Origin of the sequence: Bacillus cereus G9842 (genome assembly GCF_000021305.1) — a bacterium.
In the GTDB taxonomy this organism is placed as follows: Bacteria; Bacillota; Bacilli; order Bacillales; family Bacillaceae_G; genus Bacillus_A; species Bacillus_A thuringiensis_S.
This window is the reverse complement of the sequence record NC_011772.1, coordinates 2,311,579-2,337,040: the sequence shown is the minus strand read 5'-3', so window position 1 is coordinate 2,337,040 and position 25,462 is coordinate 2,311,579. Positions and strand designations below refer to the sequence as shown.

The window sequence follows — 25,462 nt, the reverse complement described above, 5'->3', positions numbered from 1 at the left end:
TTAAACAAATTACGTAATAAAGTAACATTAGCTTTAAAATCTAGATATATTTAATGTTTTTTTCACTGCTATTACTAATCAAATTATAGTATTTTGTATTAAAATCGTATGATTTAGGACTAAATATAAAGTGAAAATTTTATAAAATTTCATAAATATGTAGTTTTAGATATTTATGATGAAAGACCCACTAAATAACTTAATTGATTTTATGAAAGATTCCCTTACTTTATTGATTACACTATTAAACCTAGAATTGTTTACCAGAAAAATGTTATGTAAACTTTTAATTTTTCGATTAGAAAAAATAGTTTATCTATTTGCTGATATCTTATCATTAGTTAGAAAGAGCCTACTTAAAAACGTAGACTCCTTTAGGTATCCAAACGTTACATATATAACAAACATAAAAAAATAACATCGAATTCTTCTGTTAGTTTATTTAATATTTAATGACGTAGATAATGTATTCCAAGGTGCATTTGTAGATGTATTTTGATATTTAAATTGCCCATTTTGCTGTCCTGAAGCATCCCATTTATATTCCCATCCATCCACTGTTCTATCCCCATTTATATCAATCATCTTAGAATCTACTTTTTTTAGTTTTTGACCACTCATTTGAGCAATTGGATTTCTACCATATCCCATTTCATTTGTATAAATGTATAAATAGCTCCCTCCGTGATCTTTAGCTGTACTTAAATTATTAGGACCAATAAATTCAACCCCGCCTAATTGAGATTCAACTTTTACCACATTTAATGATGTTAATGGTGGTGCAGGTGCTGCGGATACATCAGTCGCTAAGCCAACTGTTGCTCCCACTAATAATGATGAAACTCCTATAATCATTCTTTTTAGCATACTCTCATCCCCTTTCGATTTAATACAAATTGATTCTATCATAATAATTTCATACATTTCCTTCCCTTTAAAAGAGTTAACAAAAAGTACCTATTTACATATGAAATTGTGCATATTCATTGCTTTTTACCATTTATACTTATCATAAATCATACTAAAGCATAATTAGTTCTCTCCCCTGATTGACTTACTACATTTGGCCCCATCTCAAGGTGACTATTCTAAGAACTAAAAAATGATACATAGTTCACTGGTTTAACAAACAAATAATAGAATTGCAAAGTCAACTTAATTTAAGTTGGCTTTTCCTCTAATATTATAAGCAAGATCCACCACTTGCATCAATTAACTCACCAGTTATCCAACGACTGTCTGATGATGAAAGAAAACCTACAATATCAGCTATATCATTAGGTTCCCCCCACCTATTAAAGGTCGATAAACCTGCAGCATATTTTTGTCCATCTTGGTTGCCCAATGTCTCAGCATTCATTTCTGTGTTAATTATGCCTGGGAGAATTGCATTTACTGTAATACCACGAACACCAAGTTGTTGAGCTAAAGTATGAGTGAGTGTATTTATTGCCCCCTTAGATATACTGTAGGCAAAAACACTTGGGGAGGCTACCCTTGTGACAAAAGACGAAATATTTATAATCCTTCCCCCATCTTTTAAACGTGGCAAAGCCTTCTGAATAATGAAAAATGGAGCTTTCACATTAATATTCATAACCTCATCAAAAGACTCCTCTGTAGATTCCTCTAATGTTAAAACCTGCCCAATTCCAGCGTTGTTTACAAGGATATCAAATGTAGTATTACCTATATATTTTTGAAGAGATTGATCCATCATTGAATACAAGTTATTAATGCCATTAAAAGTACTTAAGTCTGCACGAATCGCAAATGCGGAACCGCCATCTTGTTTAATTTTATCCACTACACTTTCTGCTTCTTCTTTTCTTTTACTATAGTGAACAACGACTAACGCACCAGCATGTGCCAAATGTAATGCAATACTTCGGCCTATTCCTCTACTAGCCCCTGTTACTAATGCAATTTTCCCCTTCAATTTATTCATCTCATCATCCCCTTGTTTAAAAAATTCTACTTAGTTATATCACAAGATACCCTTTGAAATGTTGCTCACTAATTTGATATCCATAAAACCAAAAGGCCCACTCATAATTATAAGAGTCGGCCTTTTCACTTCACATATTCATTTGCTTTACATACAGCCTCTCTAACTGTTGTGTACTTTGTACTAAGTATAATAAGGAATCTTGATGGTATTATAGGTAAAGCCAGCTTAAACTAAAGTTAATTCATGTACATTTTGCTTAGAGTTTCTACCTTTAAACAGTTCGTTTAGGCTTCTATGCATATATTCAACAATATTTCAGCAATGCCTGTATTTTTCATCTTTCATATTTTTGTTTCTTAGGCATGAGCATACTTAGAAAAATCCTAAAAACTAGTTGATAATCTTTTAGAATTTAATTTTCCTATAATACTCTTTGCTATTTCTTCAATATTTTCATTTAGAAAGAAATGACTACCTTCAAAAGAATGAAAAGTACACGTTTTACTTGTATATTGCTTCCATTTTATTACTTGATCATATGTAGTAAATTCATCATTTTTCCCATTAAATATAAGAAAATCAATATCACATGGTTGTATATTATTTTCATGAATATATGTCTCGACAATCTTAAAATCTGCTCTTAAAATAGGGAGAAAAATCTCCATTAATTCTTCTGATTGAAGTACCCCAGATGGTGTACCTCCCATTGCAATAACTTCTCTTTTAAATTGTTCATTAGGAAGATTATATCGGATATTTTTTATTTTACTATTTGGATGGTTTCTACCGGATAAAACAAGAAATTCGGGTAATTCGTTATTAGAACCCTGTATTTTTCTAGCTACTTCATAAGCAATCAAACTCCCCATGCTATGCCCGAATAGAATGTACGGTGAAGCGTCTATTTGCTTAACTATACTAGTGTAGGCATCATTTACGGCCTCTTCCATACCTTGGTACAAGCTTTCTTCAATTCTATATCCTCTACCAGCTAATTCTATCGGGACTACTTCAATATATGGATTAAAGTAATTTTTCCATTTTGCGTAGTTAAACGCAGATCCCCCAGCATGTGGAAAGCAAAAAAGTTTAGTCTTCTGCATTGATTTTCTCCTTACTTTCAAATTTGTATATAGTTTGGCAAATTGTATAAATGTCTTTAATTATTATCTCTTGCGGAAATTCATCTCTTGTTGCACAAGCAGATAACTTATAATTTGGATCAATGTTATATTGTTTAAAGTAAAAGTTTTTAGGTATATTCTTGTATGAAATTGAAGTTCGTGATTCTTTTTTTATAGAGAATGAATTTAATGGGGTATAAAGCCCTTTTCCAATCGTTTTTATATAGCTTTCTTTTAATGTCCATAAATCATAAAAATAATTAATTTTTTCATTAGAATTCATATTAGATATATCATAAAATTCTTCCGCTGAAAAAAATTCTTTTGCTAATTTAAAAGCCTCTATTTCTGAAACTTTTTCTATATCAATACCCACGTTAAAATTAGCAGTAGTACAAACCACCCATTCTCCTGAATGAGACACATTAAAATGAAAGTCAGAAATTTTTTCAACAAAAGGTTTTCCATACTTATTATATATAAATCTAATTTCTTTATTATTAATTTTATACTTTTGGCAGATTAGAGATCGGATTAGTAAATCTCCTATTAGAGTTCTATTAATGTCGCATGAATTTAATAAACGCTTCATTCGTTCTTTCTTCTCATTTGAAACTAAGTTACTAAGTTGCTTAAACAAATGACTTTCAATATTCTTTGGTATTTTCACAGCTTGAATTTGTATAATAAATCACTTCCTTTTTTAAAGAATTACTTCATATATGAACGTTACGGAAATTCAAATTAACTTTATTCTATTGCATATACAATAGAATAGGTGCATATTTACATATCAATGAAAATATGCACCTTTCCTCAGTAATATCATCAGGCATTCGCTTCTATTACAAAGATTTCATAGTATTTACATCATACTATGGGTAACTCATAAAGATTTCTATGTCTCTACCAATTACTTTTTACATTATCCCCTTAAAAAGTAATGCTCTTAATATATTCATTATTCCCTACACTTGATATGCAGGTATTGGTCTACCCTTTTCGTTCATTGCATTGCATCTTTTATACTCTCTACTTTTCCGTTAATAAAATGGATTTCTCTTTTATTCCTTCAAATTCATTTAGTAGATACATAGCTATTTTTTCAACTGCAGGTGAATCCACTATTTCTTCATGTGATCCAGGGACTGAATACCTATTTACTCTACCTTTTAATAAAGGTCCCCAATCTGTAAACAACTCTTTTCCTTCCTCAGCACTAAAGTAGAGAACTTCTCCAGAGTATGGTATTAAATCATGCTCTGCCATTATGTTCAGGCATTTCCTATGCGCATTGATAACTTGCTTCAAATTGATAAGATCTGCATCAGGCGTGAGTACTCCTTCCATAATTAATTGCTCCACAAGCATATCTTGTTTATGGACAAGGTCTCCTTCCTGCTCAGTAAGATCTCTAGGAATGAAATGCTCATATATATATGAGAGCATATCCTCACTTGTTTTATGATCCTGCTTTGAAGGTACTTTAGTATCCATGAGTACCAACAACTCAACTTCCTCACCTTGATTCTTTAATACAGTTGCGATTTCATAAGCAATCGTACCGCCTAAAGACCATCCTCCAAGACGATATGGACCTTCTGGCTGAACACGTTTTATTTCTTCCATGTAAAGTTGAATTACTTCCGGCAAAGTTAACTCGTCAATTTCTTTCTTTTCTATAAGAGGATTCTGTAAACCATAAAATGAACAACGGCTCTTAAGCAATCTTGCTAGTTGAATGTAACAGAATACATTCCCCATAAACGGATGAACGCAGAAGAAAGGTCTTTTCTCTGATTCTTGTAGTGGAACTAGCGCTGCTACTGATTTCGTCATATCATGCTTATCACGAATAAGGCATGCGATTCCTTCCACTGTTGGATTCTTAATCAATGTAGACACCTTAATCTCTTTTCCAAACTTCTCCCTAATTTTTGAAACTAATTTAATTACAAGGAGAGAGTGTCCTCCTCTATTAAAGAAATCATCATTTACATAGACATCTTCTATCTGTAACACATCCTGCCAGATTTTAATCAACTGATATTCAATTTCATCCCTTGGAATGATTGGTGTAGAAAAGTTATTTTCTCTTAAAATAGTTAAATTGTTCAATGCCTTTCGATCAACTTTTCCATTCGTTGTAAGAGGAATCTCGTCTACCTTAATAAAGTGTGCGGGAACCATATAATTCGGTACTTGTGTCTTGAGATATTCACGCCAATCATGCATACTACCATCTCCAACTACATAAGCAACCAATCTCTGCTCTCCTAATTTATCCTCTGTTACCAAAACTACTGCTTCTTTTACCAATGGATGCCTCTCTAGATTCGCTTCAATCTCTTCAAGTTCAATACGAAAGCCCCTAATTTTTACTTGATTATCAATTCTTCTCAAGTAATCTAAATTACCATCAGGTAAATAACGAACCAAATCTCCCGTACGATATAAACGCTCTTCTTCATTAAATGGATGACGGATGAATCTCTCTGCTGTTAATTCTGGGCGATTCAAGTATCCTCTCGCTATACCTGCACCCCCAATATATAGCTCACCTGTTACACCAACTGGAACAGGTAACAAATTTTTATCTAATACATAAGTTTGAACGTTCGGCAACGGACGGCCAATTGTTACTCTCTTACTATCTTTTTTGATATGATAGCATGTTGCATCAACCGTACATTCTGTAGGACCGTATACGTTATAAAAATCAATTTTTTCTGTCTCTACTAGCTGTTCCCATAATGACGGCATAATTGCTTCACCACCGACTAATATCTTACTTGGTACATGAACATCAGCACTTATTTCTAGCAATCCTCCATCTATAAGTAATTGAAGTAATGAAGGTGTCATATCAAACATTTCCAATTTATTCTCCCTAATATAGGACACAAATTGTTCCGGATTAGTGCGAACTTCACTTGGGATAATATATAAACTTGAACCATAAAGCAACATTTGTAATTGCTGAATAGATACATCAAAGGCAATTGACGCATTCAAACCGACGCGCATATTATTAGGTATTTCATGTGAGAAAACTTCTTTTTGTAAACCATAGGATAGGTTTATTACAGAATGGTGCTGTACTAAAGCCCCCTTTGGATTCCCTGTCGAACCAGAAGTGTAGATAACATACGCTAAGTTTTCCCCTGTCACCTCACATGTTGGTGAAAGTTTGCTTTCTCGAGAAATCATGGCTTGATCCCTATCTAGGCAAACTACCTTGATTTCTTTAGGTATCCAGCCCACTAATACCTCATTCGTAACTAACACTTGAATATCTGTGTCTTCTAAAATATATCGTAGGCGGCTTTCCGGATTCGATGGATCCAATGGAACATAGGCTGCTCCGGCCTTCCAAATTCCCATTAGACCAACAACCATCTCAACTGATCGATCAAAGCAAAGGCCAACTAATGACTCTGTCCCAATTCCACATTTCTGTAAATGATGGGCTAATTGATTAGCTCTTTCATTCAGCTCTCGATATGTTAGTTGCTGTTTTTCATCTACCACTGCCAACGCGTCAGGCGTACGATTTACTTGCTCTTCGAATAGTTGATGGATTGCATTCTCACGTGGATAGGATATAGTATTATTATTCCATTCTTCCAATAGCTTTCTTTGTTCAGCTTCCGTAATATATACTAGCTCCGATAGATTTTGATCAATGTTTTTGAGCATTTGCATTAACACTTTGTGTAAATGACCCAGCATTCGTTCAATGGTTACTCTATTAAACTTACTACGGTCATACATTAACTTTAACGATAACTGGATTCCTGGAACTACAGCTAACCCTAATGGGTAGTGGGTTTCTTCTACCCCTTCCAATTCACCAATTTCCAGATTTTCTGAAGACTCCTCTTTCACTGGATAATTTTCAAACACATATAAACTATTGAACAGCGGTATTCCTCTAGGAACTTCACTCCACGCCTGAATCTCTGTCAAAGAAGCATACTCATATTGTCTTCTTTCTATCTCTTCCTCTTGTATCTTCTGCAACCAATCTATTAATTTTATATCATCCATCAATTGAATTCGCGTCGGTGACGTTGTAATGAAAGGACCTACGATGTTTTCAACATCAATAATCTCCGTAGAACGCCCTGAGCTTGTTACACCAAAAACAATGTCATTTTCTCCACTATATCGGCTCATGAGATATGCCCATGCACCTTGAATTACTGTACTCAAAGTAAGTTTATTGCGTTTCGCCCATCCTTGTAACGCTTGAGTCTGCTCTTCTGATAAATACGTAACCTTCTCTGTGTAACCTTTTTCTTCCTCTTTACTTTCTAAGCCCAGTAAAGTTGGTGCAGTAAAACCTTTTAGCTTCTCTCTCCAGAATTGTTCCGCCTGCTCCTTATCTTGTTCTCTGAGCCATTGGATATATTTCTTATATGGTGAGGACTTAGGTAACTTCACAGCTTCTCCATTCATTCTCTTTTGATAGACTGTAAGTAATTCATTAAATACTAATGGTAAACTCCATCCATCCAGTAAAATATGGTGATGGGTCCAAACAATCCGATATTCTTCCTCACCTTCTTGAATGACTGTTACCCGCATCAATGGTGCTTCATCAAATTGGAAGGCTTGTTTTCGATCTAATTCCAAAAAGACTTTTCTTTTTTCCTCTATCTCTTCACTCGTCATTGTACGCCAGTCTTCTTTGTTCACTTTAAATGGGATATTTTCATACACCACTTGTACAGGTTCTTCAATTTCGTCCCATACAAATGCTGTACGAAAAATTTCATGCCGCTGAATTACAGATTTCCACGCCTGCTCAAATGTAGGAATATTCATTTTCCCTCGAATCATAAAACTCAATTGCACTATATACGGTGCAACATGTTCATCCCCTTGGTCATGCAATGTGTGGAAAATCATACCTTCTTGCAAAGGTGATAATGGATATAAATCAGTAATTTGATTGTTCTTTCCGCGATGCATTTTGTTTAGTACATTTGTCAAACCTTCTTGGCTAAGATTAGCCATTGCAAAATCCGAAATGGTCAGTGCAGATTCTCTATCTGAAAATTGGATCAATGTACTCAGTTGATATAGCATATTCTGTGCAATACTTTGAATCGTTGATTTGGCAAATTGTCCAACATTGTATACCCAAGTGAATTGAAGTTTTCCATCCGTTACAACCCCAATTACATCAATTACATGCGATCGCTTAGAACCGGCAGCATGATCTAAACGCTTAAATTCGTTCTCTGGAATAAACATTGCATCGCTAGAAAACAATTGGTCAAATTGTCCAAGATAGTTAAAACTAATAGACGGTGTATATTGGAAGCTTAATTGCTCACACATTGTTGCGTTCATGTAACACAACACCCCATAATCAACACCCTTATTAGGAATTTTGCGAACTTGTTCTTTAACTGCTTTTAATGCTGCAATTGGCGTATTAGCATTAGTAATATTTAAATGAACTGGGTAAATACTTGTAAACCATCCCACGGTTCTCGATAAATCAACATCTTCAATAATCTCTTCTCGACCATGTCCCTCTAAATCTACGCTTAATATCGGCTGCCCCGTACATGCTGCTGTAGCTTGTACCAATGCTGCTAATAATACTTCATTGATTTGGACACGGTGAGTGCTTAAAGTCTCTTGCAATAACATACGGGTCTCATTCTCGTTTAACACCACAGTAATTTCCTCAGTTACTGCGCTTACTGGATTACTTATAGTACCATCTACTGGCAGTATAACTACGTCTTGTTCAGCCTGCTGCTCCCAGTAATGTAGCACTTCTTTTGATATTCCAGTTTCAGCGTAATGTTGTAATTTCTCCGACCATTCTTTAAAAGATGTACTCTTCATAGGTAATTGAATTTTTTGTCCTTGGACTGCTTGCGTATACGCTGTTTGCAAATCTTCCAATAAAATTCGCCAAGAAACACCATCCACAGCTAAGTGATGAATTGTCCAAAATAATCGGCCAGTCTTCTCATCTTCATCAAAATACACCATTCTCATTAAAGGACCATCATGTAAATTCAATCTTTCTTGTGCAACATTAATCTCTTTTTGAATAACTTCATGCCAATCCGCTTCCGGCACTTCGTCTAATGAAATGACAGTCAGCATCAATTGTTCTTTAATTCCTTCATTCCACTGTTCCCAAGTCCCATTAGGTAAACGTTCATATCTTAAACGCAGGGCATCATGATGAAGTAGAAGGCTACGCGCTGCCTTTTCCAGTGATCCTATGTCCAATTTTTCTTTCGTTCTAAAGAACATGGATTGATTCCAATGATGTGGATTAGGATGATTTTGTGCAAAAAACCTTTGCTGAATAGGTGTAAGTATCGTCTCTCCAGTTATAATTCCTTGTTCAGCTTGTACACCTTGTTCTTCTTTGACTACTTGCGCCAACTCAGCAATCGTTTGGTGTTCAAATAGTTGTTTTGGTGTCAACTGTAAACCAGCTTGCTTTGCACGAGAGACAATCTGAATGCTAAGAATTGAATCTCCACCAATTTCAAAAAAGTTATCATAAATACCAATACGTTTTGAACCTAGCACACGTTCCCAAATGATAGAAAGCTTATGTTCACGTTCATTTCTTGGGGCCGCGTAGCCTTCTTGTGTTCCTTGATAATCTGGTATAGGTAACGATTTCCGATCAACCTTTCCATTTATGGTTAGCGGTAATTCTTTCATTTCGACAAAGTAGGAAGGTATCATATGGATTGGCAGTTTTGTTTTAAGATACTCTCGCCATTCTTCTAAACTACCTTCGCCCACTACATAAGCTACTAATCTCTTATCTCCCGACTGATTTTCCCTAACTATTACAACTACCTCTTTTACCAAGTCATGCTCTTGTAAAGTCGACTCAATCTCCCCAAGTTCGATTCGAAATCCTCTAATCTTCACTTGATTATCCATTCTTCCTAAGTAGTCTATATTACCATCTGGAAGATATCTCACAAGATCGCCTGTTCTATATAACCTCTCGCCTTCTTTGAATGGATGAGAAATAAATCGTTCGGATGTTAACTCTGGACGATTCAAGTACCCCCTTGCTAGACCTGCTCCTCCGATATAAAGTTCCCCCATCACACCAACTGGAACTGGTAACCTATTTCTATCTAATACATAAGTTTGGACGTTAGGCAATGGACGCCCAATTGTTACTCTCTTACTATCTTTTTTGATATGATAGCATGTTGCATCAACCGTACATTCTGTAGGACCATATACATTATAAAACTGTATTTTATCAGTCTCTACTAGCTGTTCCCATAATGACGGCATAATTGCTTCACCACCAACCAGTACCTTACTTGGAACATGAATGCCATCGCACGTTTCTAACAATCCGACATCTATAAGTAATTGAAGCAATGAAGGTGTTATATCAAAGATTTCTAACTTGTTCTCCCTAATATAAGCTACAAACTGCTCCGGATCACTTCGTACTTCATTTGGAATAATATACAAACTTGAACCATAAAGCAGCATTTGTAATTGCTGGATAGATGCATCAAAGGCAATTGACGCATTTAAACCGACATGCATGTTAGATGGTATCTCATGTTCGAAAACCTCTTTTTGTAAACCATGTGACAAGTTTAGTACAGAATGATGCTGTATCAAGACACCCTTTGGATTCCCCGTTGATCCTGAAGTATAGATAACATACGCTAAGGTTTCTCCTGTTACTTCACATTTTGGTGAAAGAATGCTTTCTTGTGAAATCATTGCTTGATCCCTATCTAGACAAACTATCTTCATTTCTTTAGGTATCCAGTCTTCCAATGACTCGTTCGTAACTAATACTTGAATTCCAGTGTCCTCCAAAATATATCGTAGGCGACTTTCTGGATATGATGGGTCTAATGGAACATAGGCTGCTCCAGCCTTCCAAATCCCCATAATACTAACAACCATCTCAACTGAACGTTCAAAGCAAAGTCCAACCAATGATTCATTCCCAATTCCGCATTGCTGAAGATAGTGGGCCAATTGATTAGCTTTTTCATTCAGCTCTCGATACGTTAACTGCTGTTTTTCATCTACCACTGCTACCGCATCAGGTGTACGATTTACTTGCTCTTCAAACAGCTGATGAATCGTACTTTCCTGTAGATATGCTACAGCATCATTATTCCACTCTTCCAACTGTTTTTGCTGTAATCCCGATAATATAGGCAACTTAGCTAATGATTTATCAGGATTCTCCACGATTACATTCAACCAGTTCCCAAAATGTTCAGCCATGGATTCAATAGTTAAGCTGTCAAATAAATCAGTTCTATAAACAAAAGTAAGTAATAAACCCTCTTCCACTTCTGCAGCAGTTAAACTTAAATCAAACTTAGCGATAGGGGCATTACTTTCCATTACTTCTATATTTCTTCCATGTAGTTCTGGTAGCTTCTGTCCCGTATTTTGCAAAGTAAACATGGTTTGGAAAATCGGAGAATGGCTTGTATTTCGTTCAGGTTGGATAACCTCTACAATTTTCTCAAACGGAACATCTTGATACTCATACGCCTTCAATGCTTTTATCCGTACTTGAGACAACAACTCTTGAAATGCCGGTGCATTACTTAAATCAGCTCGATAAACCAATGTATTGACAAAGAAACCAATCAGTCCTTCAATTTCTCGATAATTTCGATTTGCAATTGGGCTACCAACAATAATATCCGTTTGTCCCGTATAACGAGCAAGGAAACTTTGATACGCTGCCAATAAGGTCATGAAAAGTGTGGCCCCTTCTTGACGACTTAGTTCGTTTAATTTATCCAGTAATGAGCGCGATAACAAAACATTATGAGTTAATCCATGGTGGGTTTGCACTGGCGGACGCGGACGATCCATTGGCAACATTAAGACTGGTAACTCACCGGATAATTCTTCCTTCCAATACGCAAGTTGTTGATATAGTAATTCATCTTTCAACCATTCTCTTTGCCACTGAGCAAAATCGGCATATTGAACTGGTAGTGGTTCCAGCTCTGCTTGTTTTTCACCAATCGCATTCTCATAAAATGCCATCCATTCTTGAAGTAAGATTTCCATCGACCATCCATCTGAGATAATATGATGCATATTACACAGAAGAATCCATTCTTCTTCTGAAATTCTTATGAGTTTCCCACGGAACAATGGCCCTTGTTCTAAATCAAATGGAGATTCGACTTCAGTTTGAATCCATTGCTCCAACTTTCTTTCTCGCTCCTCTAATGAAAGCTTAGTTAAGTCCATTTGCAGAAGCGGACGGAAAACGTACGGTTGAATCTGCTGGATAGGATGGCCATCCTCTTCATAAAATACAGTCCGCAAAGATTCATGACGCTCTATCAACTGATTCCATCCCAACTCCAATGCCTCAGGTAACCAATTCCCTGTAAGACGGCATGCCATTGGCATATTATAAAGTGCACTATTAGGTGCAAATTGATCAATAAACCATAAGCGCTGTTGGGCATAAGACAGTGGAATATTTCCCCCTCGTTCTATCGGCATCAATGGTGGAATTTCTCGTTTTTCGCTCCCCTTACGTAACTGATCTATTCGTTTCGATAATGCCTCGACCGTTGAATATTCGAACAGTTCACGTACTGGCAATTTGATTTGAAAGACCTCCTGTAAGCGTGAGACCACTTGTGTAGCAAGTAGAGAGTGACCACCGAGCTCAAAGAAAGAATCCTGAACATCAATGTCTCTTATTCCTAGCACTTGACTCCACACTGAAGCAATAAGTTCTTCCAGCGGAGTTCTTGGGTATACAGTATTTTCAGCGGATTGTTCACTAAGTATAGGCAATGCCTTCAAATCAAGTTTTCCATTCGGTGTAAGTGGTAAAAATTCCATCTCAATAAAGTTTGTTGGAACCATGTAATTAGGTAAATGTGTTTGTAGATGTTCTCGCCATTCATGGACACTCCCTTCACCAACTACATAAGCTACTAATCTCTTATCACCTTGATTATCCTCTCGCACCAATACAACAGCTTCTTTCACAGAAGAATGCGCCTGCAAAACAGCTTCTATTTCTCCCAATTCAATCCGGAAACCACGAATTTTCACTTGGTCATCTATACGTCCATGGAACTGGAGATTACCATCAGAAAGATAACTTGCTTTGTCTCCTGTATAATAGAGACGTTCTCCTGACTTGAAAGGATGTGGAATAAATTTTTCCTTTGTAAGATCCGGACGATTAGCATATCCACGTGCAAGACTCTTCCCTCCAATATAGAGATCTCCAATTACACCAATTGGTACTAGCTGAAGATGAGAATCTAACACATAAACTTCTGTATTCGCAATCGGTCGACCAATCGATGGCGTACCTGTTGTCACTCCTACAGGTACATAACAATCTGTGGTAACAACGGTATTTTCCGATGGACCATACTGATTAATTACCGCAAAAGGAATATCGTTAGATGGATACTGTGTTAATTGATCTCCACCAGTAATGATAAAACGAAGATCCGTTTTATCTGGCCAAGATAATTTCAAGAGTCTTTCCAGAATAGGCGTAGGTGCAAAACTAGCTGTTATTCGTGAATCAATGAGCCAGTCCCTTAGTGCTTCTGGATTAATTCTCAGTTCCTCTGTTGACAAGTAGAGTGCTGCACCAGCAGTTAGATACGGCCAAATCTCCTGGACAGCCGAATCAAAAGCAACCCCTGCAATCTGAGTCGCACGATCCTCTGCTGAAATACGATAAACTTCTTGATGCCAAGAAACCATATTCATTAATGAGCGATATTCAACCATAACACCCTTCGGTTTTCCTGTAGAACCAGAGGTATAGACAATATAGGCTAAGTTCTCTGGATTTATTTGACGTGTAGGTGCAATTACGCTTTCCACCGTTAATTCTTCTAACCTCACCATTTCGACGTGTGCGAAATGTCCTTCTTGTACTTCCGCCGTCACTACAAATTGAATTCCTGCATCTTCAATCATGTATTCTAACCTTGATTTTGGATACAACGGGTCTAAAACAACATAAGCTCCACCAGCTTTTAAAATGCCTAGTAAACTTGCCATTAGCTCTGCTGACCTCGGAAGATAAACTCCCACCACTGACTCTGGGGCTACTCCCTTTCGCTGTAAAACATTTGCCAACTGATTTGCTTGTATATCCAGTTCACCATAAGTCCACTGTTTTGTTTGATCAACTATCGCAATCGCATCAGGACGCATTGCTACTTGCTCCTCAAATCTTTCGCAAATAAGACCCTGATGGGACATTTCCATTACAGTGTCATTCCATGTTTCTAATAACAAATTACGCTCGGGTTCCGATAGCATGCTCAGGTCATGCAACGGATTTTGTGGGCGATGAGAAACTTCATATAGCCATTTCTCAAAGTGTCCTGCCATCCGTTCAATAGTAGTAGCATTGAATAAATCCTTATTGTATTCAAAAGTAAAAAGTAATCCCTCTTCTGTCTCAACTGCCATCACACTTAAATCAAACTTTGCAATTGGACTATGGCTTTCTATCATTTCAATACTTCTACTAGATAACACCGGAAACTCTTGTTTCATATTTTGCAAGATGAACATAGTCTGGAAGATTGGCGAATGACTTGTACTTCGCTCCGGTTGCACAACTTCTACAATTTTTTCAAATGGGATATCTTGATATTCATACGCCTTCAATGCCTTTTGACGAACCTGATACAGTACATCTTGAAATGTCGGTCCACCACTCAAATTAGTTCGATAAACCAGCGTGTTAACGAAGAAACCAATTAGTCCTTCAATTTCTCTATAATTCCGATTCGCAATTGGGCTTCCGACCAAAATATCTTCTTGTCCCGTATAACGAGATAGAAAACTTTGATACGCAGCCAACAGCGTCATGAAGAGTGTAGCCCCTTCTTTTCGGCTAAGTTCATTCAATTTATCATGTAGCGTGCTTGGCAAAACTAGAGTGTATGTCGACCCGTGATGAGTTTGTATTGCAGGACGCGGGCGATCCATAGGAAGTTGGAGTACAGGAAGCTCCCCAGACAATTCTTCCCTCCAATATTGAAGTTGTTGATCAAGCACTTCCTCCTTCAGCCATCCTTTTTGCCACTGAGCAAAGTCGGCATATTGAACCGGTAATGGTTCAAGTTCCGCCACCTTTCCATCCGTTGCTTTCTCATAAAATGCCATCCATTCTTCAAGTAGGATTCCCATTGACCATCCATCTGAAATGATATGATGTAAAGTACAAAGGAGTATCCATTCTTCCTCTCCCACGTGCAAAATACTCGTCCTGATTAATGGACCCTCTGTTAAATCAAATGGCACTTCTGTTTCTTGTTGAATGAAACGTTTAACCTCTTCTTCTCGGTCTTCAGAAGAAAGCATAGTTAAATCCGTTTTCGGAATTGATTGAAAAGCATACGATTTAATTTGCTGTACGGGTTGACCATTCACTTCTTGAAAGACCGTCCGCAGTGATTCATGACGTTCTATTAGTTGATTCCATCCCGTTTCCAATGCTTCAAGTAGCCAATTCCCTGTAAGACGGCATACCATTGGCATATTGTAAAGGGCACTATTAGGTGTAAATTGATCAATAAACCATAAACGTTGTTGGGCATAAGATAGTGGAATAGCTTCTCCTCGCTCCATCGGTATTAGTGGCGGAATCTCTCGTTTTTTATCTCCTTTACGTAGCTGTTCTAATCGCTTTGCCAGTGACTCCACCGTTGTATATTCAAATAGTTCACGTACTGGTAATTCGATTTGAAAAATTTCCTGTAAACGTGACACTACTTGAGTAGCTAGTAGTGAATGACCACCGATTTCAAAAAAGGAATCCTGCACACTAATATTTTTTATTCCTAACACTTGGCTCCAAACGGAAACAATGAGCTCCTCCACTGGTGTTCGTGATGAAGTAATATCTTCACTTATGAACTGTTCTTCTAATTCCAATAATGCTTTCCGATTCACTTTACCATTTGGAGTGAGTGGCATACCTTCAATTTGGAAAAAGTATGCCGGAACCATATAATGTGGTAATTGCTTCTTGAGATATTCACGCCACTCTCCAGTATCCCCTTCACCCACTACATAAGCTACTAACTGCTTATCTCCTGGTCGATCTTCCTTCACCAACACGACTGCCTCTTTTACAGATGAGTGATCATGTAAAGCTGCTTCAATTTCTCCCAATTCAATTCGGAATCCTCTAATTTTGACTTGGTTATCTATTCTTCCAATATATTCTAAGTTACGATCATTCATATATCTCACCAAGTCACCCGTTCGATATAATCGTTCCCCGTCCTTAAAAGGATGCGGAATAAAACGTTCAGTAGTTAAATCCGGTCGATTGAAGTAGCCACGTGCCAATCCTACTCCTCCAAGGTAAAGTTCCCCTGCCACACCAATCGGGACCACTTGTTGATATTGATCTAACACATACAACTCTGTATTATCAATCGGACGACCAATCGGAATAAGCATTGCCTCTTTTTCTAAATCACAATCGTAATAAGTCACATCCACAGTCGCTTCAGTAGGACCATACAAGTTAATTAACTTTGTTTGCTGAACATTGTAAAAGATCCCCTTAAACCGGCGAACCTGCTCAGTGTTTAACGCTTCTCCACTAGTAAAAACTTGAATTAAAGACGATACATCCCTTTTCGAATTATATAGTTCCATATAATCTAAAAAAGTAGATAACATCGACGGAACAAAGTGCATGGTGGACACACGATATCGTTCAATATACTCCTCAATCACCACAGGATCTTTCTCTCCTCCTGGTGGAAGTAAACAAACACGTGCTCCTACAAATGACCACCAAAATAATTCCCAGACAGAAACATCAAATGAAAACGGTGTCTTTTGTAGGATTGTATCGTCCTCGGACAATGGGTATTTTTTCTGCATCCACTGTAGACGGTTGATAACGGAATGATGTTCAATCATTACCCCCTTTGGATTTCCCGTCGAACCCGAAGTGTATATAATATAGGCTAAGTTATTTGCTGTTACTCCACTCACCGGAGCTAAATTACTCTCTTTAGAAATCATTACTTGATCCCGGTCTAAACAAATTGCTCGAATATCTTTAGGTAACCAGTCCTGTAGTGCCTCTTTTGTTAACAGCACTTGAATTTGTGAATTCTCCAAAATGTATCTCAGGCGGTTTTCGGGATAACTTGGGTCCAGTGGGACATAAGCCCCACCTGCTTTCAAAATCCCAAAGAGACCAATAATCATATCAGGAGAACGTTCAATACATATACCGACTAATGATTCAGGTCCGATACCTCGTTTTTGTAGAAAATGTGCCAATTGATTCGATTTTTCATTCAGTTCTTGATACGTTAGCTTTCCACCCTCATAAACTACCGCCACTGCATTAGGTGTCCGTGCAACTTGCTGCTCAAATAGCTCATGAATCATACAATCATGACCATAAACTACGTCCGTATCATTCCATTCTTCTAGGAGTTGTTTTTGCTCAGTATCCGATAACATTGACAGCTTTGTATATGATTCATCTGGATGATACGTGATTTCATTTAGCCAGTTCTCAAAATGTCCTGCCATACGTGCAATGGTACTACTATCAAATAAATCCGTGTTGTATTCAAATGAGACGAATAGACCTTCTTCCACTTCATAGGCAGTTAAGCTCAAATCAAATTTAGCAATAGACATATTACTTTCTACCATTTCAATACTTCTATTAGGCAAATCTAGTCGTTCTTGTTTTATATTTTGTAGCGTAAACATGGTCTGAAATATAGGGGAATGACTCGTGCTTCGTTCAGGTTGCACAGCTTCTACCACTTTTTCAAATGGTATATCTTGATATTCGTAAGCTTTTAACGCCTTTTTCTTTGTTTGGTTCAAAATCTCTCGAAAAGTAGGGATGCCACTCAAATCTGATCGGTAAACCAACGTATTAACAAAGAAACCAATTAATCCTTCTACTCCCTTATGGTTCCGATTTGCAATCGGACTACCAACTAGAATATCTTTTTGTCCCGTATAACGAGCAAGAAAGCTCTGGTATGCGGCCATTAAAGTCATAAATAAAGTAGATCCTTCTTGTCGACTTATATCCTTCAATTGACTAAGCAATTTATAAGGAAAAATTACGTGATGCGTAGCCCCAGAGTAAGTCTGCTTAACCGGTCGAGGTCGATCCACTGGCAGTTGTAAAATAGGAAGCTCACCAGATAATTCTTCTTGCCAATACGTAAGCTGACGATTTAGCACATCACCTTGCAACCACTCCTTTTGCCACTTCGCAAAGTCTGCATATTGAATGGATAATGAACTTAATTTAGCAGGATTTCCGCCCGTTTCTTCTTCATAGAAAGCAAGTAATTCATTCATGAATATACCAATGGACCAAGCATCAGAAATAATATGATGCATCGTACACAGTAATAACCATTCATCCTTCTCTAATTGAACAAGCTGATTACGAACTAAAGGACCATTCATTAAATTAAATGGTTCTTGCGCTTCTCTCGCAATTAAACTATCTACCTCTTTTTCTTTTACTTCTAGAGGAAGTTGAGAGTAATCTCTTACAGGTAATGCTCTAGGAAGGAATTCGACAATTTGTTGCACAGGTTGTTCTCCTACTTCTTTAAAAACAGTTCGTAATGATTCATGGCGTTCAATGAGTCGATTGAATCCCTTTTCTAATGCTTCAGGTATCCAATTTCCTTTTAGATGCCATACCGTTGGAATATTATATAAAGAACTATTTGGATTAAATCTGTCCATAAACCACAAACGTTGTTGTGCATAAGACAACGGGAGAGCTTCTTTATTCTCCTTTTTTTGCATTTGCTTCTGAAGCCATGCTCTCTTCTCAGGAGAAAGTGAACTCAGCTTTGCAAGTAAATCACTTCTCATTTTTTTACCCCTTCCTCAATCAAATTACTCTCGAATATCCCTTGTGCTTCTTCCTCTGATAGCTCTTCTAATTGCTTAAGTAGTTCCAGTAATTCTTCATCATTACTCACTTCTGCTTCCTTTTGAATATAGTCTTGAAGACTTACATTCTCCTTACTACCATTCTGCATTTCTTGATTTTTGTTATCGAGCAATTGATCAATCTGTTCTGCCAATTGCTCCACCGTATGAAACATAAATAAATCATGCAATGGTATGTCGATTGCAAAAGCCTCTTTAAGATTAGAAACAGCTTGCGTAGCAAGTAATGAATGGCCACCAATTTCAAAAAACGAATCCTGAATTCCGATGTTTTCCATACCTAAAACTTCATGCCATATCGAAACGATTGTTTTTTCCGTAGACGTACGAGGAGCAATATAACCACTTGCTATCTCCTGTTTCTCTGGTGCTGGTAAAGCCTTCCTATCAATTTTCCCATTAGGAGTGAGTGGAAATGCATTTAATCCAACAAAATAGGCTGGGATCATATAATTTGGTAGTTGATCCTTGAGATAATCACGCCACTTTTGAGCATCTCCGTCTCCTACAACATAGGCAATCAAACGTGGGTCGCCAGGATAATCTTCCCGCACCATCACAATAGCTTCGTTAACTAGTGTATGCCTTTGTAATATCGCTTCAATTTCTCCTAGTTCAATCCGGAACCCACGAATTTTCACCTGATGATCGATTCGCCCAACATACTCCAAATTTCCATCCGGCAAATACCTTACTAAATCTCCAGTCCGGTATATTCGCTCTCCTTCTTTAAACGGATGCGGTATAAAACGATTTTTCGTTAAGTCAGGGCGCTTTAAATATCCACGTGCTAATCCTGATCCACCAATGTACAACTCACCAACTACACCAATTGGAACCATTTTTTGTTCAGCACTTAGTACATATACTTCTGTATTGAATATTGGTTTACCAATCGGTGGGACCCTATGCATGACACCCTTTTCTAATTCCATATACGTGGAATACGTAGTATCTTCGGACGGTCCATATAGGTTGTACACCTTTTCAATCGTATTTCTCTCGTATAAATCTTGAACAAGCGAATATGGCAATGGTTCTCCAGCCAAATTCATCACCTTTACCGAAGAAGGTATTGTTTTTGCTCGAACCAGTTCCTTTGCTGCCGATGGCACAGTATTAACCAAAGTCACACCTTTGGAAGACAACTTCTCTAGATGTAGAGCATTTTCAGTGACAATCACCTTACCACCCATCGTTAAGGGAACAAATACTTCAAAAACGGATAAATCAAAAGATAGCGAAGTTGAAGCTAACACTCCCGCTAATTCCTTTCGGGAATACGTGTGGTGCGCCCAATGAATCATTGTTACTGTATTCCTGTGCTCAATCATTACTCCCTTTGGATTTCCAGTGGAACCTGAAGTATAGATAATATAGGCTAAGTTATCGCCCGTCACTTCACTCGTACATACCGTAGTTACTTCTTGTTCTATTTCTGCTCGATTACGATCAATACAAATCACGTTGACGAATTTAGGTATAACCATTTTTTGTTGTAACTTTTCCTGCGTCACCAGTACCTTTATTTGAGCATCTTCTAAAATGTACTGCAGTCGACTTTCCGGATACGCTGGATCAATTGGGACATATGCTCCTCCCGCCTTCATAATTCCTAAAAGACCGACAATCATCTCGGATGAACGTGTAACGCAAACCCCAACTAATGATTCGCATGTTACACCATTTTTTTGTAAATAATGTGCCAACTGATTCGAGCGTTCGTCCAACTCTCGATATGTTAGTTCTTCATCTTCGCACACTACTGCAATTGCTTCTGGTGTTTTTTTCACCTGTTCTTCAAACATTGTATGAATCGTACTTTCTTCCATATCTATAACACGCGATTTATTCCATTCCTCTAGTAGTTGCTTATATTCTACTTTCGATAACATATTCAGTTCTGATAGTACACATTTTGGATGAGAGACAATTTGATTTAACCAATGTTTAAAATGACTTGCCATACGTTCAATGGTTGTATCATTAAACAAATCAGTATTATATTCAAAGGTTAGTGATAATCCTTCTTCCGTCTCAGAAGCAAATAAACTCAAATCAAATTTGGCAACAGAAGCATGGCTTTCCATGAGTTCCATTTGTCTTTCAGATAGCTGAAGAAACTCTTGTTTCGTATTCTGTAAAGTAAACATAGTTTGGAATATTGGTGAATGACTTGTATTCCGTTCAGGTTTTACGGATTCTACCACTTTCTCAAATGGGATGTCCTGATACTCGTATGCTTTTAGCGCTTTTTTTCTTACCTGCGACAAAAGTTCTTGGAACGTCGGATTTTCACTGAAATCAGCTCGATAAACCAACGTGTTTGCAAAGAATCCTATTAATCCCTCAATCTCTTTCACATTTCGATTAGCGATTGGGCTTCCAACTATAATGTCGTCCTGTCCTGTATAACGAGAAAGGAAGCTTTGATACGCTGCCATCAATGTCATAAATAAAGTGCATCCTTCTTGCAGACTTAAATCTTTGAGCTTTTCCTGTAGGGAATTCGCCACTATTAAGGACTGACTTGCACCACGATGGGTTTGAACTGCAGGTCGAGGACGATCCATCGGTAATTGTAAAACCGGTAGTTCCCCAGATAATTCTTCCTTCCAATATTGAAGGTGCTGATTCAAATTCTCCTCTTTTTGCCATTCCTTCTGCCACATGACAAAATCTGCATATTGGATAGATAACTCCTTCAATTCCACTGGTTTTCCGGTTAGTGCTCCTTCATAAAAAGCCATCCATTCTTCAAGTAAGATTCCCATTGACCATCCATCTGAAATAATATGATGCATCGTACAAATGAGAACCCATTCTTCCCTGTCCACTTTCAATATTCGTGTTCGAATCAGAGGACCTTGTCCCAAATGAAATGGTTCCTCCGCCTCGTTTTGAATAAGGCGTTTCATTTCTCTTTCCCTATCTTCCAAAGAAAGATCTGTTAGATTCGTTTGAGGAATATGTCTGAACACATGAGATTGAACCTGTTGAAAAGGTTCATCCTCTTGTTCTAGAATTGTCGTCCTTAATGATTCATGACGCTCCAACAATTGATTCCATCCGACCTCCAATGCTTCAATTGACCATTTACCTGTTAAGCGACACGCTGCATGAATATTGTACATCGCACTATTTGGCATTAATTGATCAATAAACCATAGACGTTTCTGCGCATAGGAAAGTGGGATAACTTCTTCTCGTTTCATAGGTACAAGAGGAGCAACCTCTCGTTCTTTATCTTCTTTTCGTAACTGATCCACTCGTTTCGCCAATGCTTCCACTGTATCGTGCTTGAAAAGTTCACGTAATGGAATTTTAATTTGGAACAGTTCTTGTAACCGAGAGACGATTTGAGTAGCAAGTAGTGAGTGCCCACCACGTTCAAAGAAGGAATCCTGAATACCAATATTTTCTATCCCTAACACTTGACCCCAAACCGAGGCAATAAGCTCTTCCGATGGCGTCCGAGGTAGAACATTTAAATCTCCAATAGCTTGCTCATCAGGTATTGGCAAGGCCTTTCGGTCAATTTTCCCATTCGGAGTAAGCGGGAAGTGTTCTAACTCTACAAAGTGCGCTGGAATCATATGATTCGGTAATTGTTTTTGTAAATACTCTCTCCACTCCTCGGTATTTTCATCGCTTATTACATATGCAACCAATCGTTGATCACCTGGACGATCTTCTCTAACTAATACGACAGCCTCTTTAATAAACGAACATTTTTCTAAAGTGGCTTCAATTTCTCCTAATTCAATCCTAAAACCACGCATTTTGACTTGATGGTCCATTCTACCTATAAATTCTATATTTCCATCAGTTAGATATCTTACTGAATCTCCTGTTCGATATAGTCGTTCCCCCAATTGGAATGGATGCGAAACGAATTTTTCAGCAGTAAGATTCGGACGATTTAAGTATCCACGTGCTAAACCAGCACCACCAATATATAACTCACCCTCAATTCCTATTGATTGCAAGCGTTGATTTTGGTCTAATACATATAATTGCGTGTTCTGTATTGGCTGCCCAATAGAAACAAATTCTTGATTAGGCTGAATATCAAATGCATTCACATAAATAGTGGCTTCAGTTGGTCCATAAAAGTTGGTTAATTTCACTTGTCCACTATAATTCCATTTCTGTTGAAATCGTCTAACTAACCCTGAACTTAGTTCTTCTCCACCAGAAAATACATGGCGTACGGACGAACAATTCATGTTCAATTCAATACGATTGAAGTGATCTAAGAAAACAGATAACATTGAAGGTACAAATTGAACTATAGTAACCTGATGTTGTTTAATCACTTCAGCTATAATGGAAGGATCTTTTTCTCCACCTGGAGGTAGGAAAGATACACTGGCACCAACGTGAATGCCCCAAAACAATTCCCAAACAGAGACATCAAATGAGAATGGCGTTTTCTGCAAGACCACATCCTTTTCAGAAAGCGGATATTTATGTTGCATCCATTCTAGATAATTAATTACTGAATGATGCTCAATCATTACTCCCTTTGGATTCCCTGTAGATCCTGAAGTATACATAACATACGCTAAATTTTCTCCTGTTACACCACTTATACATGGGGTTGATTCTTCTTTTTCAATTGCAGTGTAATCTTTATTCATACAAATCGTTTCTATATTTTCAGATACAAACAAATTTTTAGAATTCTCTTCCGTCACTAGTACTTCGATTCCAGCATCCTCTAATATATATCGAAGCCGACTCTCTGGATAAGTAGGGTCAAGTGGAACATACGCTGCTCCTGATTTTAGAATACCTAATAACGCTATCATCATTTGTAATGAACGTTCCATATATACTCCAACTAGAGACTCTGGGCCTACACCATGCTTTTGTAAATAATGAGCTAGCTGATTTGCACGCTTCTCCAACTCTTTATAGGTAATTTGTTCATTTTCGTAACTAGCCGCGATTGCTTCCGGTGTTTTTTTAACTTGCTCCTCAAACATCGTATGAATCATGCCTTCAGCCGAATAATTAACTTGAGTATGATTCCATTCCTCTAGTAACTGTATCTGTTCTTCTTCTGTTAAATGAGTAATTTCAAATAGTTTTGAATCTAGGCTCTTCGTCATCTGAATTAATATTTGCAATAAGTGATTCTGAATCAGATTTATTGTTTCTTCATTAAAATAGCTTCGATCATACATCAACTTTAAAGTAATTTTCTTACCGGGCATTACAATGAGTGTTAAAGGATAATTTGTTTGTTCCGTGCTTGTAACATCTAGTAATCTTAAATCATCATTTCTCTCACCTTGAATTGGATAATTTTCAAACACATACAAGGTATGAAATAAGGAGCTATTTCGCGGAACCTCACTCCAGCCTTGAATATCTATCAACGAATTATACTCATACTGTCTTCGTTCCATTTCTTTCATTTGTATTTTACGAAGCCAATCTACTACTGATGTATTATCCGTTAATCGAATTCTGGTAGGTAATGTGTTAATAAATAGCCCCACCATATTCTCTGCTCCCATTAAATCAGTAGGACGCCCAGCGCTAGTTACGCCAAATACGACGTCACTGTCACCGCTATACCTACTCATCAAATAAGCCCATGCACCTTGTACTAACGTATTCAACGTTAATCGACTATTTCGTACCCACTCTTGTAAACTCTCAGTAAGTTCCTCAGATACTTGATAAGCACATTCTCCATAACCCTTCTCTTGTCCTTGTTCCTTTCTTTCCATTGCTAATGGAGTAGGTGCATAGAACCCTTTTAATTCTTCTTTCCAAAATTCCTCTGCTTGACTTTGATCTTGTTTATTTATCCATTGAATATATTTTTTATAAGGAAGAGGTTTAGGAAGATTCAACAATTCTCCCTTTATCATCTTGAGATAAACTTCCATCACTTCACTAAAGACCAATGACACACTCCATCCATCTAGCAAAATATGATGATGTGTCCAAATAATTCTCGTTTCCTCTTTTGCCTCTTTAATCGCAGTGACTCTCATCAATGGTGCTTCATCCAATAAAAATCCTTTTCTACGATCTACATTCAAAAACTGTTGTAATTTCTTCGCCCTTTCATCATGTGGATAGGTGCTCCAATCCTCTTGATGAATAGTAAAAGGAAGACGTTGGTAAACCGCTTGTAGTGGTTTTTCTACTTCCTCCCACACAAATACTGAACGTAAAACCTCATGTCGATGAATAACATATTCCCAGGCCTTTTCAAAAGTAGCAATATCCAATTGCCCCCCGAGCAAGAAGCCTACTTGTACAATATAGGAAAATGAATGTTCATCATCTTGATCGTATAAAGTATGAAACAGTATTCCTTTTTGCAAAGGTGATAAACCATATATATCAATAACGTCTCCCATTT

General features: G+C 37.4%; 6 protein-coding genes. All 6 read right to left on the bottom strand.

The window, feature by feature from the left end:
• Positions 1 to 438: 438 nt before the first annotated feature.
• Complete coding sequence (locus BCG9842_RS11660; protein WP_000272949.1) at positions 439 to 924, bottom strand: DUF4879 domain-containing protein; 486 nt, start codon at positions 922 to 924, stop codon at positions 439 to 441.
• 259 nt (positions 925 to 1,183) lie between these two features.
• Positions 1,184 to 1,948 (bottom strand): SDR family oxidoreductase, encoded by a 765-nt coding sequence (locus tag BCG9842_RS11655; RefSeq protein WP_001037508.1) that lies wholly within the window; start codon positions 1,946 to 1,948, stop codon positions 1,184 to 1,186.
• Between the two features lie 386 nt (positions 1,949 to 2,334).
• A complete protein-coding gene (locus BCG9842_RS11650; RefSeq protein ID WP_001172926.1) occupies positions 2,335 to 3,057 on the bottom strand; it encodes a thioesterase II family protein in 723 nt (240 codons plus the stop codon).
• Positions 3,044 to 3,748 carry a 4'-phosphopantetheinyl transferase family protein gene (locus BCG9842_RS11645; RefSeq protein WP_000701210.1) on the bottom strand — a complete coding sequence of 235 codons (705 nt, stop codon included), beginning with the start codon at positions 3,746 to 3,748 and terminating at the stop codon, positions 3,044 to 3,046. The genes BCG9842_RS11650 and BCG9842_RS11645 overlap by 14 nt, the downstream gene beginning before the upstream one ends.
• Before the next feature lie 362 nt (positions 3,749 to 4,110).
• Positions 4,111 to 18,993, bottom strand: a complete 14,883-nt coding sequence (locus tag BCG9842_RS11640; protein ID WP_001255762.1) for a non-ribosomal peptide synthetase — start codon at positions 18,991 to 18,993, stop codon at positions 4,111 to 4,113.
• Entirely contained in the window at positions 18,990 to 25,460 is a 6,471-nt protein-coding gene (locus tag BCG9842_RS11635; protein ID WP_000503017.1) for a non-ribosomal peptide synthetase, read from the bottom strand. The genes BCG9842_RS11640 and BCG9842_RS11635 overlap by 4 nt, the downstream gene beginning before the upstream one ends.
• Between the last annotated feature and the right edge of the window lie 2 nt (positions 25,461 to 25,462).